This is a genomic window from Paenibacillus sp. FSL M7-1046 (assembly GCF_038007405.1).
Classification (GTDB): domain Bacteria; phylum Bacillota; class Bacilli; order Paenibacillales; family Paenibacillaceae; genus Paenibacillus_AQ.
The window spans coordinates 4280254-4295052 of the sequence record NZ_JBBOXB010000001.1 but is presented as its reverse complement, the minus strand read 5'-3'; the positions used below and the strand labels follow the sequence as shown (position 1 = coordinate 4295052).

Below are 14799 nucleotides of genomic sequence, written 5' to 3'. Positions count from 1 at the left end.
GGTTATCACCCTCTCGTGATATAAATTACATAATACATAATCACCCAATGGTAATATTTGCAACGTGGGGGTGTTGCACTTTGACTAATAATCAATTGGTACCAGTTATTCTTGCGTTCCTCGCGGCTATTAGTTGTTGGATTGGGTTCCTGAGTAAGCGTAAGAAAAAGTAAGTTTTATTGGGGAGAGGGTGGTTAACCCTCCCTTCCTGATGCGCTTTATACGACTAATGCGACATAAAACCTCCACATATCTTGTTCAACTATCCTCCCGTTAGTTCAATCAAAAGCAGCCGTTCCTTTTGGACGGCTGCCGAGTTGGCTTTTTTCAACTATCGTTTCCCATTAGCGTATTGCAAATCACTGGCAGTGAAACGCAGTTTAGTTCTTCATACCTTCCTACTGGTTTGTGGCGATTGACCTCCGAACTCTTTTCCCTTCATTCTTATGCCCAATATGATGAAAGCGACATAGATTAGGATGGCAATCGAATCGATTAACGTATCAGTAAGTGCCGAAACATCATAAAATGCCGTTACGCCGAGAATGACCATCAGACGAACGAGCAGAAGTAAGGCGATCGTCCAGGCAGCTGACCGGATCTTCGAACGCTCGCTTTGAAATGACAGGATAATGAATACAATACCGAAGATCAGATTCTCTGCGGTGATAATGTGCCAGACATACCTAAATATTATCCGTGTATCCATGGCTATATCATTTACAAAGAGCGTCGGCAGTACAACGGATTGCCCGTTCCAAGCGTGCGTAACGGCAAACAGTATCGCAAGAACACCATCAATCAGATAATAATAATTCTTAATTTTGATGTCCATCACAATCCTCCTTAATTATTCCAGGATCCTTCTTGTGAAGATCCCGGTAAATCTCCTGAACGAACACTGCCAGCCGCTGGTCACTTTCACGATTAAAGTCCCTTAGCGTTTCAACTGCTACGTCGAGCAACTGACTGACCTTTTCAAGATGTGCAATTTTCTTGCGCGTTTCTGCTTTTTTGGCATCAAGGAATTCAGCGACCTCCTGGTAATAAGCAGGATCTACACTCTGCATTCTGTGGAACTGAAACTTCCCCTTGATTTCTTCTAGAGAAAAGTCCGCATACTGCATGATTTGAATATTCATCAAATCGACGAGGTCGTCCTTCGAATACCTACGGTAAGAATTGTGTTCCCGGGAAGGCGATACGATTCCAATACGGTCATAGTACCGAAGCGTATCCTTCGGAATACCAAGTATCCGTGAAACCTCTTTTATAGAATATTGTTTTTCCATACATTCACAATAACATTGGAGTAAACTCCAATGTCAATACGATTTCACTATTTTTTTTCACACGGTATTCAAACAATCCTTACAACTATCCTTCTCCTTTCACTCAATGATTTACTTTGTTTCGGACGAATCAGATTGTTCTCTATTTTTAATAGTCTTTATTTGACACCATTCAAAATTTAGGAATAGCTTTCTTTTGTGCATTCCTGTCACGTCAATGTCTATAAGTCAGAACATCTCCTACTGCACATCAAACGTTGACTATATGCAGCAGTAATATATTTCGTGATATAATCTTTACAAAGACGGATTGGAGTTGATTCGTTTGAATGACTTACTTGATCCTAAAAATGATTTCGTATTTAAACGTATTTTTGGGAGCGAAGAAAATAAAGACATTTTGCTGGCTTTTCTTAATCGCGCTTTTATGGAGGCTGGAGAAACACCCCTTACCGAGATTATATTAATGAACCCCTTCACGGATAAAGACTCCCCCAGAGACAAACAGTCTATCTTCGATATTCAGGCAAAAACCATTGAAGGGAATCTTATTAACGTTGAAATGCAGCTTTTTAACAAATACGATAATGAGAAACGCACGTTGTATTACTGGAGTAAACAATACTCTGGGCAACTTGAAGAGGGTAAAACCTATAAGCTACTCAAAAAATGCGTAACTATAAACATTCTCAACTTCTCTGTTCTACCCAATAATCGCTACCATAATGTTTTTCATTTGCGGGAAGATCATTGCGGCATAACACTTACAGATGATATAGAAATTCATTTTATGGAGTTATCAAAGCTCAATGAACAGATGATTCCAAATGAAGGCGGTTTATTGAATTGGTTGCTTTTTCTAAAGAGCGAGAACACAGACTCTTGGGAGGTGTTAAAGTTGAATGAACCCGGATTAGAAAAAGCTATGACTGCCTTGGAATATTTAAGTCAGGATGCGGAAGCACGACGCTTGTATGAGATGCGACAAAAACACTTACATGACGAAGCTTCCATGATTGAAGGAGCCAAAGAAGAAACCAAGCTTGAGGTTGCTAAAAACCTCCTGCGGATGGGAATGGATCTTTCATCTATAGCCAAAGCAACCGGATTACCTGAAGATGACATAAAAAAGCTTAAACCCATGCATTGATGGCACCGCCAATCCAATGAGAAAATCCCCGATAACTCTTAGAGTTATCAGGGATTTTCCAGCTTATAAATGCTTTTTAATCTGAGCAATCATTTCAATATATTCTTCGTCAGTTAAATAAGTATCGCCCGGGTTCATTTGGAAGGTGGAGCCCCAATCCTTTTGATCTGCATATTTAGGGACGATGTGCATGTGCAGGTGATGCAGCTTGTCTCCGTAAGCCCCGTAATTCAATTTATCTGGCCCAAAAGCCTGATCCATAGCCGCTGCCACTTTTTGCACATCCCTCATGAATGCCGATAATTCTTCTGCTGTAAGCTGAAATAACTCTTTTACGTGATCTTTATAAACCACATTACATCTGCCTTTATACGTCTGCTCTTTGAACAGAAACACGGTCGAAACCTCCAGCTGAGCCACCTCAATCATAAGGTTGTCCCTTCTTTCATCCTCCATACAATACATGCAGTCCTTATTCTTTTCCATGTCCTACATCCTTTCTCCCTGTGATTATGTACAGCTCTATCCTGCTCCAAAAAATTGCTGTCTACAATTAAAAGAGTTACACCCCTACACACTAAAATACGGCCCTTTCGGACCGTATCGGATAAGTGCATGATTCATTTTCCACTAATTTAGTTGACGGATTTATCATACTGCAAATAAACTACATGGGTCTGGAGATATTCGTTCAAACCATGTTTGCCGTCCGCGCCGCCGATGCCGGATTTTCTCCAGCCTGCATGGAAGCCTTGCATTGCTTCAAAGTTCTCGCGGTTAATATAGGTTTCCCCGTATTTGAGACGCTTGATGACTTTCATCGCAACGTTCAGATTCCGGGTATACAGGGAAGAGGTCAGTCCAAACTCACTGTCATTAGCGAGCGCAATCGCTTCATCCAGGTTAGCAAAAGAAATGATCGGAATAACCGGTCCGAAGATCTCCTCTTGTACGATTTCCATATCATTGGTGGCACCGGTAATGACCGTCGGCTCAAAAAAGCTGCCTGCTCCCTCTACCTTTTTACCGCCGCAGGCGATCTTGGCGCCCTCTTGTACTGCACGGTTTACCTTTTGCTGCACGGATTCCTGTGCCGCCTTGTTAATCAACGGCCCCATATGAATATCCTTGTCTTTCAGCGGATCGCCGTACTTCACCGCCTTCATCGCCTCAACCAGACGGGTGGTGAATTCGTCCTTGATCTTCTCATGCACATAGACCCGCTCCGCACAGTTGCAGACCTGCCCTGTATTGATCACCCGGGAATCCACAATTGCCTTAATAGCCAAATCCAGATCGGCGTCATCCATGACAATGGCAGGCGCCTTGCCGCCAAGCTCCAGACTGACCTTGATGATATTTTCAGCAGCCGCCTTCATCACCTGTTGTCCTGCCGGCACACTGCCTGTTAGACTGACCATGCCGACTTTAGGGTTACTGGCCAATTCATTGCCGACCTCTCCGCCTTTACCGGTAACCAGGTTGAACACGCCCTTAGGAAGACCAGCTTTGTCAACAATTTTGCTAAAAGCTACCGCATTGTTCGGAGATTCAGCACTAGGCTTGACTACAATCGTATTTCCGGTGATCAGCGCCGGTGCCATTTTTCTGGCGATCAGAAAGAACGGGAAGTTCCATGGCAGAATGCCTGTGGTGACCCCAATCGCCCGTTTAAACACAAAAATATTCTCATTATCACGATCACTCTGAACAATTTCCCCTTCATAACGTCGTGCCCATTCTGCCATATAATCCATATAGTCTGCTGTAAAGTTAACCTCTACCGTGGACAATTCCAAGGTCTTACCTACTTCTTCGGAGATCAGTCTGGCAAGGATATCAACCTCTGCCCGAATCCCATCGGCAATGGCATGAAGGTACTTTCCTCTTTCAACCGCAGGTGTTTCCTCCCAGGCTGACTGGGCTTCTTCCGCTGCGTTAATGGCACGCACCACATCATTCCTTGTAGCTTTGGGAACCTGTGAAATGACTTCATCTGTTGATGGATTGGTTACATTCATCCACTCGTTGCCTTCTGATTCCGTAAACTGGCCGTTGATATACATCAAATGCTTTTCCACTGACTCTCCCCCTCAAGGTAGATTATTCCATTCGATCCTTTCTTAGTGTAAACGTTATCATTATTTTATGTCAACAACATTCACATTTTTTATTTGTTTTTGTGTTGTTTTTCATTGACTTATTGAGTTAAGCTATTCTTATCAAGGTTGCATTGGGAGGGATCGAAATGAAAGTCAGTATTTTTTCGACTTGTTTAGTAGACCTAATGACCCCGAATGTCGGAATTGCTATGGTCCAAGTTCTCGAAAGGCTCGGCTGTGAAACCGACTTTCCGGCTTCCCAGGTGTGCTGCGGTCAACCTACTTATAACAGCGGTTATCTTGAAGATTCCAAGCGTGCGATGAAAAACATGATGCTTGCCTTCGAAAGCTCCGATTATGTCGTGGGTCCATCCGGCTCCTGTATCGCTATGTTTCATGAATATCCGAAAATTTTCAAAGGAGATCCACACTGGGAATTGAAAGCGATTGCTTTAAAAGAGAAATCATATGAGTTCACACAATTCATCGTAAGGGTGCTTGGTATTACCGATGTTGGCGCAAGGCTTGAAGGCACCGCCACCTACCACCGTTCCTGCCATATGACAAGACTGCTGGGAGAAAAGGAAACCCCCATCCAATTGCTTGAACAGGTACAGGGACTCCAACTGGAGCCGCTCAAAAACAGTGATAATTGCTGCGGCTTTGGTGGAACCTTTTCCGTGAAAATGCCTGAGATCTCCGAGCAAATGGTCGATGAAAAAAGCGGTTGTGTCGTTGAAACCGGAGCGGACATTCTGATCAGCGCAGATATGGGATGCCTGCTTAACATCGGCGGCCGCCTATCCCGCAAGGGCGAACCTGTGAAAATAATGCATATTGCAGAAGCGCTGAACCATCACAATACTGCTGTTGCCAAGGAGGGAGCCAGACATGAGCCTGCAAACGGATAAACGGGATTTCAGCGAACGGACTACAGATGGCCTTGGTAATCCCTTCATGAGAAGCGCCGTAAGCTCAGCCCAGGACAGCCTGAAGACCAGGCGCCTTTCCGCCGCGGCCTCTCTTGGGGATTGGGAGCAGTGGCGTACCATCGGCCAGCAAATCCGCCAGCATACGCTGAAACATCTGGATTATTACTTAGAGCAGCTGGCAGATAACATTGAGAAAAAGGGCGGGCACATCTATTTTGCAAAAACCAAAGAGGAAGCAAGCAGTTATATCCGGGACATCATCGTACAAAAAAAGGCTAAAAAAATCGTCAAATCCAAATCAATGGTCACCGAGGAAATTGAGCTGAATCATGTCCTGATGGAAGCAGGCTGCGAGCTGATCGAGACCGATCTTGGGGAATACATCCTTCAAATGGATGATTGGGACCCGCCTTCACATATTGTGGCCCCTGCGCTGCATAAAGACCGGACGCAAATCCATAAAGTATTCACTGAGAAGCTTGGATATACAGGCGATGAAAGCCCTGAGAACCTCGCCCGTTTTGCCCGGACGGTGCTGCGGCAAAAGTTCCTGGAAGCGGATGTCGGGATTACGGGCTGCAACTTTGCCATCGCTAACCTCGGAGCCATTAATCTGGTGACTAATGAAGGCAACGGTGATCTTACAGCCGCCATACCAAAAACACATATCGCTGTGATGGGGATGGAACGAATCGTCCCGACGCTTGAGGAGATGGAGGTTTTGGATAATCTGCTCTGCCGAAGTGCTGTGGGGCAAAAATTGACCAGCTATATTACTGTAATAGGTCCCTCGGCAGCCGCGGAAACGGATGGTCCGGAAGAGTTCCATTTAGTCGTAGTGGACAACGGCCGTTCCGAGATTCTAGGCAGCGAATTCAACGAAGCCCTGCAGTGCATCCGCTGCGGTGCCTGTCTTAACGTCTGCCCGATCTACCGCCATATTGGCGGGCATGCTTACGGGTCCATTTATCCGGGTCCGATTGGCGCAGTAATCACCCCGCTGCTGGGCGGATACGATGACTACAAAGAGCTTCCTTTTGCCTCCAGCCTGTGTGCAGCCTGTACGGATGTCTGTCCGGTTAAAATCCCGCTTCACGAGCAGCTTATCTTGCACCGTCAGAAAATTGTGGAACAAAACAGAACCGATGCAGGAGATAGACTTCAGATGAAGGCGGCAAGCCGTCTGCTGTCTTCCCAAGCTTTGTTCGGCAAAGCATTGCGGTTTGCGAACCCGGCCAGCCGGTTGATCAGCAGACATGGACGAATTGTTAGAGGACCGGGCCTAGTCCGCGGCTGGATCAACGCTCGTGATCTTAGTCAACCGGTCAAGCAGCAAGACAGCTTCCGGGCGTGGTTTGACAAACGTAAAGGAGGGGCTGGCCAATGACGGTATCGGGCAAGGAGTCTTTTCTAAACACAATCGCCTTCAAGCTGGGGCGAGAACGTGTACATGATGTTCAGCGGCCCGACCTGAAAGAGTGGATCCCAGACAGCTATGGCGATTTAACAACCGATGAGCTGATAGAGATTCTTAAAGAGCAGTGCTTTTTTATCCACACCCAGTTGATTGAGTCGAATCCCGAGATTTTGCAGAGAACATTGGATGATCTGATTCAAGCGAATGGCGGAGGCGCTGTAATCACTTCCGGAGATACCCGGTTTACCGATTATAGGTTAAATTTCCCGGATTCTTACGTCTGGGAGGAAGCGGCAGGAAGAGAGAAGAATATTCTCCGCTCCGAATCGGCCAATACCGCGATTGTCTTCGCCGACTACGCACTAGCCGAGTCAGGAACGATTGTCGTAGAAAGCCGCCCGGATCAAGGCCGCTCGCTCCACTTTCTCCCTGCCCATTATATTGCGATTATTGAAAAAAAGAGGCTTGTGCTTCGCTCCACTCAGGCCGCAGCCGATCTAAACCGGCGAGTTCAAGCAGGTGAGCCTATGGGGTCATCCATCAACTTCATCTCCGGTCCTTCGAATTCGGCCGATATTGAAATGCAGCTCGTTGTCGGGGTTCATGGGCCCTTGAGAGCAACCTATGTACTAATTTAGCTTCTATGATTAATACAAAAAGAGGCCGCTCTATGCAGAGCGGCCAACGTATTACTTCCATATGATTCTCTATGTAACTGGTTGAAGTTTATTCGCCAAACCGGATATTTTTTACCGTTCTATTAATCAATGAAAAATTATGAAAAATCCGTTCCCCGCCTTGGCCTATCGGTGCCTGCGCTACAAGACCAACCTTAAGGGTCTGATCCACCGGTAAAGTGAAGAACCGCATCATGTCGAACTTGATCCCATCCAGCGAATAGTGGAAAGAGAATGCATTATCTACTCTAGCAACCTGCAGCCATACAATATTTCCGTTAATATTGCAGCCGTTGGCGTCGTCTGAAGTATGATTGGTTACAACGCTAACTACAGCATGGGTATCAAAGTCTGTCTTTTCAAAGCAGGCTTTGGCCCATACTTGAAAATCCTGCATCACCATAATCGTCGCCGAATCATAAGTATCCTTGAAATCATGCGAAACCTGAACCCGCATCACAAAATCTCCGGTTACCTCTTTGTAGTAAAAGGGGGCATTTAAGAGGCTTTCCGGGGTAATTCCTGTTTCCGAAATGGCACCATTATTACAGAAGAAATCCGTTTCAGCCGGTGCTTCAATAATCAGTTTGTCGTCTACATAGCTCGCCTTGCTTTGGTTGATCCACTCAAAATCATCAAAGATTGATTGTTCCATTCGAAATTCTCCTTTGATTGTTTTTCATACCATTGTAAGCAGTATCTTTTGGGGGGACGCTGGTACTCTAAGAAAGCATAAGTTATCCTATTTCAACGGTCAAGCACCCTTATGGATATGAGCGCCTTCTGCGGCAAGACCGCCCTCCTTAACTCGTCTCTTCTCGCAGATCATGCTCCATGAAGAGGATATCGCGTTTCATTTCTTTCATGCCCTGTCTGGAGAGACGCCCTGTCTCGAACATGGATTGGATGTGATCTCTCTCCAGCTGAATTCCGACCCGGGCCAGCTCCAGCATCGACACGTCGAACTCTTTTCGGGTGCCGGTGTCCGATTCGCTTCTTGTCAGGCGCAGCAGCATCCGTTCATATTGCAGAACTACCGAGTTGACTGCCTCCATATCCGGCGCTCCTTCTGTAAGCAGAGTCTTTAGCTGCTTAATAACATAAGCAATATTTTGAATTCTGAGGCTGTTCAATTCGGCGCGTCTTTCGCGGATGCTTAACCGGGCTTGCTGCAGCACCCCGACCACCTCATCCCAATGCTTAACGGGAAACAGCTCTCTTTTATACTGGGGATTCCGTGTGTGCATAAACAGCAACCGGTTAATTCTGTTCAGATAACGGTACGCTGTATATGGATTCACTTCTTTTTTCTCCAGCGCAAGCAGCGTGTTCTCTCTTTCCCATTGCAGAACAGCCAGGCCCAAGGACTGCTGTACCTTATCCTTCTTCTCATCTTTCCTGAGCATTCGGATTCTGGAGGTATACGTATTGATGATCTGGGCAGTAGCCAGCCGGTTCTGGTCCGTGGTCAGGTCGTTTAATCCGCTAACAACATTCCTCAGAATCTCAATTTTTGCCTGAATCTCCTCCTCTTCCTGCTCTGTTTTCGTTTCTTTCCCCAATAAAAGCGGCAGCAGATAGTTGGAGGCCAGCAGGGTCCACAATATAACTCCGGCCGCCAGGAAAATGATCAGATCTCTGGCCGGAAATGCTGTGCCATCATCTAGAAAAAACGGCAGCGACAACGTACTCGCCAGTGTGATCGTTCCCCGGACTCCTGACAGACTAAGGATAAGCGCCTTTTTGAACCTAAGCTGCCATGGGCCGCGCGGTTCGGTCCCTTCGGGAATATCCATCAGAAGCGCCCAGATAAGGCGCAGCCCGAGTACAGCCGCAGTCAATAGCAGCGTGTACATAATCACTTTAAAGTTCCCTATTTCCGGACTGTTCCAAATCGTCTGAATAATCTCCGGAAGCTGGGTGCCAAGCAGCAGGAAGACCAGCCCGTTCAATACAAAAATAATGACCGACCAGGTGCTTTTGGAGACAATGCTAAGCTTGGCTACTTCGGGATTCATTTTCTTGTAACCGAAAGAATGGGCAATACCTGCAGCGACGACGGCAAGGATGCCGTTAACCCCCAGTTCCTCGGCCGCCATAAAGATCAAAAAGGGAGTCAGAATCTCAATCAGCATGTGAAGTGTGACATTCTCCATTCCCAGTCTCCGCAGCCATTTCACCACTCCATATTTCACTAGCGTGAGCAGAAGACCCAGCAGCACACCGCCTAGTGAAATAGAAATGAAGCTGAGCCCGGCGGATTTGAAGGAGAACACCCCAGTGACCATAGCGGCCACAGCAAACTGAAAGGAGACCAGACCCGATGCGTCATTTATTAAAGATTCTCCCTCAAGGATTTGCATCGTCCGGTGGGGGATTTTGACTTTCTGCTCCAATGCGCCCACGGCCACGGCATCGGTAGGCGCTAATGCAGCCGCCAGTGCAAAGGATGCCGCCAGCGGGATGACCGGAAGCAGCCAATTAAGAAAATATCCCATGACCCCTACCGTTACAAAGACCAGACCCAGCGCCAGCAAAAGAATGGGCTTCTTCAGCTTCCAAAGTGCTTTTTTGTCGGCATGCCTGCCGTCATTGAACAGCAGCGGGGCAATGAACAGCAACAAGAACAGCTCCGGATTTAGTTTCAGTTCATAGTGCACGGGCAGCCAAGTGATCACCATCCCCAGCACGATTTGAATAATAGGCACGGAGACCGAAGGGATAAACCGGTTCACTAAGTTGGATAAAGAGACTGCCGCCAGCATCAGCAAAATATATTCAAACAATTCCAAAAGATCTTACCTCCATATCTGAGAATTCATTTTAATGTAAGATAAATGTTTAAACTGAATGTAAATCATCTTGGCACTTAGGTATTTTTATCGGGCATCACCGGCAACTTCATTAATACAGCCTGCTCCATTTATTCAACTCTTTAAGATTTCAGATTCTTGCTGCTGAACAGCGTCTAAAGTGAAATCTGAGGAATAGGTATCTATATACGGGAAGCTGGAGACCAGCAAAAGCCGTTATTGCAAAGGGGGATTTGTCATGCATCCGGCTGCAACCTACGCCGAAACCGTCTCTCCCCATACCTGCACCACATTTCGCGCTCTTGTTGAAGCAATAATCCCAAATACTGCGACAGGCTATGCATGCGGGGACGTGCAAACTGCAGGTGCTGTTAATTTATGTGTTCACGAGTATATGATCTGGGAGCTGGACCACTCTCTTTCGCTTGTGCAAGGTTTTTATTTGACAGTTGTACCGCTATCCTCTCCTGTCGCCGGGTTGCTCAATTGCGGAGCCGTTCAATTCGTCGCCTCCGGACAGATGCAGGATGTTATTGATTATTCCGTTTGGGCGGGAAGTCCATTCGCCTCCCTTCGCCCTGCAGACCGGATTCGGGTGCTAGCCATGCTGGAGCATGCGGACCTCGATCTTGGAGCTGTACCGCCCCCCTTCCGGAATGATGCAGGTCTTATACGGTATATCATAGATTTCCTCAACAGACAGACCATGTTTGGGAACTACTCGGAATGGCCGGCATATGGAAAGACCCGGCTCAGTGTTCCGACGAAGCGGAGACTGGAAGGGTTTCCGGTGGGTTGGATACAAGCGGAGTACCCGGGAATTGTCCCTGGTTATCGAGCCCTGCTTGGTACTGTGTTGACCATTGAGCGACAAGGAGGGGGATCATCCATTGTGTGCAGCTGAGACCATGTTCGATGCTGATGTAATTGTTATCGGGTCCGGCGGCGGAGGTGCCGTTGCGGCTAAAGAGCTTGGAGAAGCCGGGCTGAAAGTGCTCGTACTGGAAGCAGGGGCATGGTACGGCAACAAGCAATGGGTGAATCCGAACAGTGAACACGGCGGAGAATGGAGCGCTGATTATAAGGATTTGGATATCGGGATTTACAAGAAGGTCTTCAATGCGTATGAGAACAATATGAATGATGTAGTATCCGGTGTATTCCGCTTTGGGCCTGCTGACCGGCGCCGTACCCCATGGCACCGTATTATGCGGCAGAAGGGCGATATTTGGCAGGCTTCCGGAGTCGGCGGAACGACGCAGCATTACTGGGGACAGTCGCCGCGGGCTTTTCCTCTGGCCGTTGATCAGGTCTGGCCGCTCAGCTACCGGGAGCTGATTCCTTATTACGAGAAAGCCGAAGCCACGCTGCCCGTTCAATTTTCGCCTACAACACCTAAAGAAGAGCTTTTTTATTATGGTGCAAAGAAAGCTGGTTGGCAGCTGAATCCTACGCTGAACGTAACCACTCCGGGATACCGGCCGAATCCCAATGCCATTTTGCCGCCCAACGAGCATCTGATGGATACCGGGTATTCACTCGATCAATTATCCAATATGGAAGGATGTACACTGAGAGGGAATTGCGTCAATGGATGCGCGTCGGGCCCTTCTGTTGACAGAATAGCCAAACGAAGTACGCTGGTCAGTTATGTCCCGCTCGCTCTGAAAACCGGCAATGTTGCGATCCGGCCCAATTCCTTCGTCATCAAAATTCTTACGTCGCACGACCCCAAAGAAGGAATCCGCGCGAGCGGTGTTCAGTTCCGGGATACGTGGACGGGAGAAATCGGCGAACTGACAGCCAGAATAGTCATTATGGCAGCCGGCTGCATCGAATCACCGCGTCTGTGGCTGAATTCGGATCTCCCCCGTAACGAATGGGTGGGAAGAGGCTTGACCAATCATTGATTTGATTGGGTTGGCGGCGTGTTTGATGAGAAGGATCTTATGAGTATTATGGGTCTGCCGGCAGTCTATCCGTATGTGGGTCATACTTCGGGAGCCAGGGTCGACATTCCCGGAACAGGGATCTTCCAGGTTTCATGCCTAAGTCCCGGAATAATGTCCTTCCTGACTTATGGCTTCAGTGAAGCGGGATTTGACGCACTGAACCCGCCGGAGCCTGGTGCGCCATGGAATATTCGCGGCAGGGTCGTCGGTCCTCGGCTGAAGGAATTGATGATGAACTATAGCCGGACGATGACCATGCTGCTGCTGACGGATGATGAAACGCTCTACCGCAACAGGGTTGAGGTTGACCCTCTGCTGAAAGACGAACATGGCCCGGTCCCGATCATTTATTACACCCCCAGCGTGAAGACACTCAAGAGGCGCGATCAACTGGCAAGATACGCTTCGGAAACCTTGCGGCAGGCCGGTGCCAAACAGATTATCCGTTCAGATACCCCTTTCGGATTTATGCTCCATCTGGAAAGTACGATGCGGATGGGCTATGTCACCGATACGAACTGTGAAGCGCTGCAAGTGAAACGCTTATTCATTGCAGATAACAGTGTGCACTTCAACGGGATCGGCGGGCCTAATCCGACACTTACGACCCAGGCGCTGGCCACACGGACAGCGGAGAAGATCGTAACAAAATATTTTAGCTAATCCCCCATTGCGGTGGAATAATACAGCAATGCTCCCGATAAGGCAATAATCAACAAGAAGGCCATAGCCTTTCCAAGAACCTTCATTCTCCTTCACACCCTTTCCGCAACCATCCTGTTGTTCTGGATGAAGTATGTACAGCGGCAGGGAAAATATACCCAAGTAGAACCGGCTATCTCACAAGGTCTGAACTAACCTTGCGGATAGCCTTTTTCTTATGTAATTGGATAATCCGGTAATAGATGGAGAATGTTATCTGAAAAGGGGGACAGGCAGATGAAACTGAAAAAAAAGGCAACGAATCCTTTTTCACAAAAACTGAAGGCGCTTGAGCCTGAAATTGACTTAAACATCTCTGAGCGGCTGGACGACAATGAAACGGCCATTACTCAAGTATTTGCGAATTGCTCCGACCTTGTCGTGCGGAGGCTCCTTATGTTCGGATCCATGCCCGCCATGGTGGTTTATCTTGATGTTCTAATCGACAAGCAGCTTTGGGACGACGGCTTCCTGGAGCCTTTGATGCAACAGGAGACACCTCCAATCGACAGTTCCTCTCAGCTCAAGGAGCAGCTTGAATTTAGATTTTCTTCCATTGTGCAGCCCGCGGTTGTCTTGACTATGAATGAAACCGCTGGACGTATTGTCAGCGGGGAGACGATCCTGTTCGTTGAATCCTCCCCTCAGGCATTTGCCTTTGCACTCAAAGATAAACTGAACCGGCCGCTGGATGAACCCTCAACGGAAGCGGTTATCCGCGGACCAAGGTACGGATTCATCGAGAAAATGGATATTAATCTTGCCCTTATTCGTCATCGGCTCCGCACCCCCCGGCTGAAGACGGAAAAGCTTAGTGCCGGTAGTCTCTCCCGTACTGATATTAGCATTGTCTACATTGAGGATATTGCCAAGAAGAGTGTGGTAGAGGAAGTGAAAAGGCGTATAGCGGGAATTGACATGGACAGCGTGCTCGAATCCGGCTATATCGAGGAATTGATCTGCGACCATCCTTATTCGCCCTTCCCTGTCATCCAGGCGACCCAGCGTCCTGATATGGCTTCAGGTTCTTTGATTGAAGGCAAGGTTGCCGTTCTCACCGACGGCTCACCAATGGTCCTTATCCTGCCCGTTACCTTCTGGTTCGGGTTTCAGTCCGCAGAGGACTATTATATGAAATTCATGTATGCCACGATGCTGCGCTGGCTGAGATATTTGTTCGCCTTTTTTGCCATGACCCTACCTTCCATATTTATTGCAGTTACTACGTTCCACCAAGAGATGATTCCGACAAGTTTAACTTTAAGTCTTGCAGCTGCCCGTGAGGTTGTTCCTTTCCCGGCAATCGTGGAGGCGCTGATCATGGAAATCACGTTCGAGGCCTTGCGCGAGGCAGGAATTCGCCTTCCCCGTCCTGTAGGCCAGACAATCAGCATTGTAGGTGCGCTTGTTATAGGACAGGCTGCAGTTCAGGCAGGCATCATTTCGGCCACGATCATTATTGTCGTATCCATAACAGGAATCTCTTCTTTTCTGATACCTAATCCGGGAATGAGCCAGGCGATCAGCATTATCCGCTTTCCACTCATGCTGCTCGCTGCAACATTCGGCCTTTATGGACTGGGTATCGGCTTACTCGCTGTGCTGGTGCACCTGGTAAATTTGCGTTCCTTCGGTGTGCCTTATATGACTCCTCTTGCACCTGTAAATTTCAACGGACTGGGTGATACATTGTTGAGGGCCCCGTGGCAAATCATGAGGAAACGCCATAAACATACAAGGCGTTAATTGGAGTGGGATAGAA

The 14799-nt window shown here is 47.7% G+C and carries 12 protein-coding genes and 1 pseudogene; 7 read left to right on the top strand and 6 right to left on the bottom strand.

Features of this window, described 5'->3' with window-relative positions:
- Positions 1 to 388: 388 nt before the first annotated feature.
- Both NYE29_RS18900 and NYE29_RS18895 read right to left on the bottom strand, forming a co-directional pair.
- Positions 389 to 835 carry a hypothetical protein gene (locus tag NYE29_RS18900; RefSeq protein WP_179091706.1) on the bottom strand — a complete coding sequence of 149 codons (447 nt, stop codon included), beginning with the start codon at positions 833 to 835 and terminating at the stop codon, positions 389 to 391.
- Positions 819 to 1292 (bottom strand): MerR family transcriptional regulator, encoded by a 474-nt coding sequence (locus tag NYE29_RS18895; RefSeq protein ID WP_076109893.1) that lies wholly within the window; start codon positions 1290 to 1292, stop codon positions 819 to 821. The genes NYE29_RS18900 and NYE29_RS18895 overlap by 17 nt, the downstream gene beginning before the upstream one ends.
- 325 nt (positions 1293 to 1617) lie before the next feature.
- Between NYE29_RS18895 and NYE29_RS18890 the strand changes: the two genes are divergently transcribed.
- Positions 1618 to 2442 carry an Rpn family recombination-promoting nuclease/putative transposase gene (locus tag NYE29_RS18890; protein ID WP_076109894.1) on the top strand — a complete coding sequence of 275 codons (825 nt, stop codon included), beginning with the start codon at positions 1618 to 1620 and terminating at the stop codon, positions 2440 to 2442.
- A gap of 63 nt (positions 2443 to 2505) precedes the next feature.
- On the opposite strand, the gene NYE29_RS18885 is transcribed toward NYE29_RS18890, so the two are convergent.
- Positions 2506 to 2928 (bottom strand): HIT family protein, encoded by a 423-nt coding sequence (locus tag NYE29_RS18885; RefSeq protein WP_076109895.1) that lies wholly within the window; start codon positions 2926 to 2928, stop codon positions 2506 to 2508.
- 149 nt (positions 2929 to 3077) lie between these two features.
- Positions 3078 to 4523 (bottom strand): aldehyde dehydrogenase, encoded by a 1446-nt coding sequence (gene aldA, locus NYE29_RS18880; RefSeq protein WP_256718064.1) that lies wholly within the window; start codon positions 4521 to 4523, stop codon positions 3078 to 3080.
- A 167-nt stretch (positions 4524 to 4690) separates the two neighbouring features.
- On the opposite strand from aldA, the gene NYE29_RS18875 reads away from it, so the two are divergent.
- Genes NYE29_RS18875 through NYE29_RS18865 form a run of 3 tightly spaced genes read left to right on the top strand, consistent with a single transcriptional unit; the run spans position 4691 to position 7531 of the window.
- Positions 4691 to 5455: a (Fe-S)-binding protein gene (locus NYE29_RS18875; RefSeq protein ID WP_340897046.1), complete on the top strand. Its 765-nt coding sequence runs from the start codon at positions 4691 to 4693 to the stop codon at positions 5453 to 5455.
- The gene (locus NYE29_RS18870; RefSeq protein ID WP_076109897.1) at positions 5436 to 6863 is read left to right on the top strand and encodes a LutB/LldF family L-lactate oxidation iron-sulfur protein; all 1428 of its coding nucleotides are present in this window, start codon (positions 5436 to 5438) and stop codon (positions 6861 to 6863) included. Before NYE29_RS18875 ends, NYE29_RS18870 begins: the two co-directional genes overlap by 20 nt.
- Positions 6860 to 7531, top strand: a complete 672-nt coding sequence (locus NYE29_RS18865; RefSeq protein WP_076109898.1) for a LutC/YkgG family protein — start codon at positions 6860 to 6862, stop codon at positions 7529 to 7531. Before NYE29_RS18870 ends, NYE29_RS18865 begins: the two co-directional genes overlap by 4 nt.
- Before the next feature lie 88 nt (positions 7532 to 7619).
- On the opposite strand, the gene NYE29_RS18860 is transcribed toward NYE29_RS18865, so the two are convergent.
- Together NYE29_RS18860 and NYE29_RS18855 are read right to left on the bottom strand one after the other, a co-directional pair.
- The gene (locus tag NYE29_RS18860) at positions 7620 to 8225 is read right to left on the bottom strand and encodes a DUF1349 domain-containing protein (RefSeq protein ID WP_076109899.1); all 606 of its coding nucleotides are present in this window, start codon (positions 8223 to 8225) and stop codon (positions 7620 to 7622) included.
- A gap of 148 nt (positions 8226 to 8373) precedes the next feature.
- A complete protein-coding gene (locus NYE29_RS18855; protein ID WP_076109900.1) occupies positions 8374 to 10362 on the bottom strand; it encodes a Na+/H+ antiporter in 1989 nt (662 codons plus the stop codon).
- A 259-nt stretch (positions 10363 to 10621) separates the two neighbouring features.
- Here NYE29_RS18855 and NYE29_RS18850 point away from each other — a divergent pair, with 259 nt between their 5' ends.
- From NYE29_RS18850 to NYE29_RS18840, 3 genes and pseudogenes are all read left to right on the top strand, one after another.
- Complete coding sequence (locus NYE29_RS18850) at positions 10622 to 11287, top strand: hypothetical protein (RefSeq protein WP_340897045.1); 666 nt, start codon at positions 10622 to 10624, stop codon at positions 11285 to 11287.
- A gap of 4 nt (positions 11288 to 11291) precedes the next feature.
- Positions 11292 to 12998, top strand: a pseudogene (locus tag NYE29_RS18845) (GMC family oxidoreductase N-terminal domain-containing protein).
- A 276-nt stretch (positions 12999 to 13274) separates the two neighbouring features.
- Positions 13275 to 14783, top strand: a complete 1509-nt coding sequence (locus NYE29_RS18840; RefSeq protein WP_340897044.1) for a spore germination protein — start codon at positions 13275 to 13277, stop codon at positions 14781 to 14783.
- Positions 14784 to 14799 lie beyond the last annotated feature (16 nt).

Coding starts and splice junctions, on each gene's coding strand:
- NYE29_RS18900 (WP_179091706.1), bottom strand. CDS start 835: ATGGACATCAAAATTAAGAATTATTATTATCTGATTGATGGTGTTCTT.
- NYE29_RS18895 (WP_076109893.1), bottom strand. CDS start 1,292: ATGGAAAAACAATATTCTATAAAAGAGGTTTCACGGATACTTGGTATT.
- NYE29_RS18885 (WP_076109895.1), bottom strand. CDS start 2,928: ATGGAAAAGAATAAGGACTGCATGTATTGTATGGAGGATGAAAGAAGG.
- NYE29_RS18875 (WP_340897046.1), top strand. CDS start 4,691: ATGAAAGTCAGTATTTTTTCGACTTGTTTAGTAGACCTAATGACCCCG.
- NYE29_RS18870 (WP_076109897.1), top strand. CDS start 5,436: ATGAGCCTGCAAACGGATAAACGGGATTTCAGCGAACGGACTACAGAT.
- NYE29_RS18865 (WP_076109898.1), top strand. CDS start 6,860: ATGACGGTATCGGGCAAGGAGTCTTTTCTAAACACAATCGCCTTCAAG.
- NYE29_RS18860 (WP_076109899.1), bottom strand. CDS start 8,225: ATGGAACAATCAATCTTTGATGATTTTGAGTGGATCAACCAAAGCAAG.
- NYE29_RS18850 (WP_340897045.1), top strand. CDS start 10,622: ATGCATCCGGCTGCAACCTACGCCGAAACCGTCTCTCCCCATACCTGC.
- NYE29_RS18840 (WP_340897044.1), top strand. CDS start 13,275: ATGAAACTGAAAAAAAAGGCAACGAATCCTTTTTCACAAAAACTGAAG.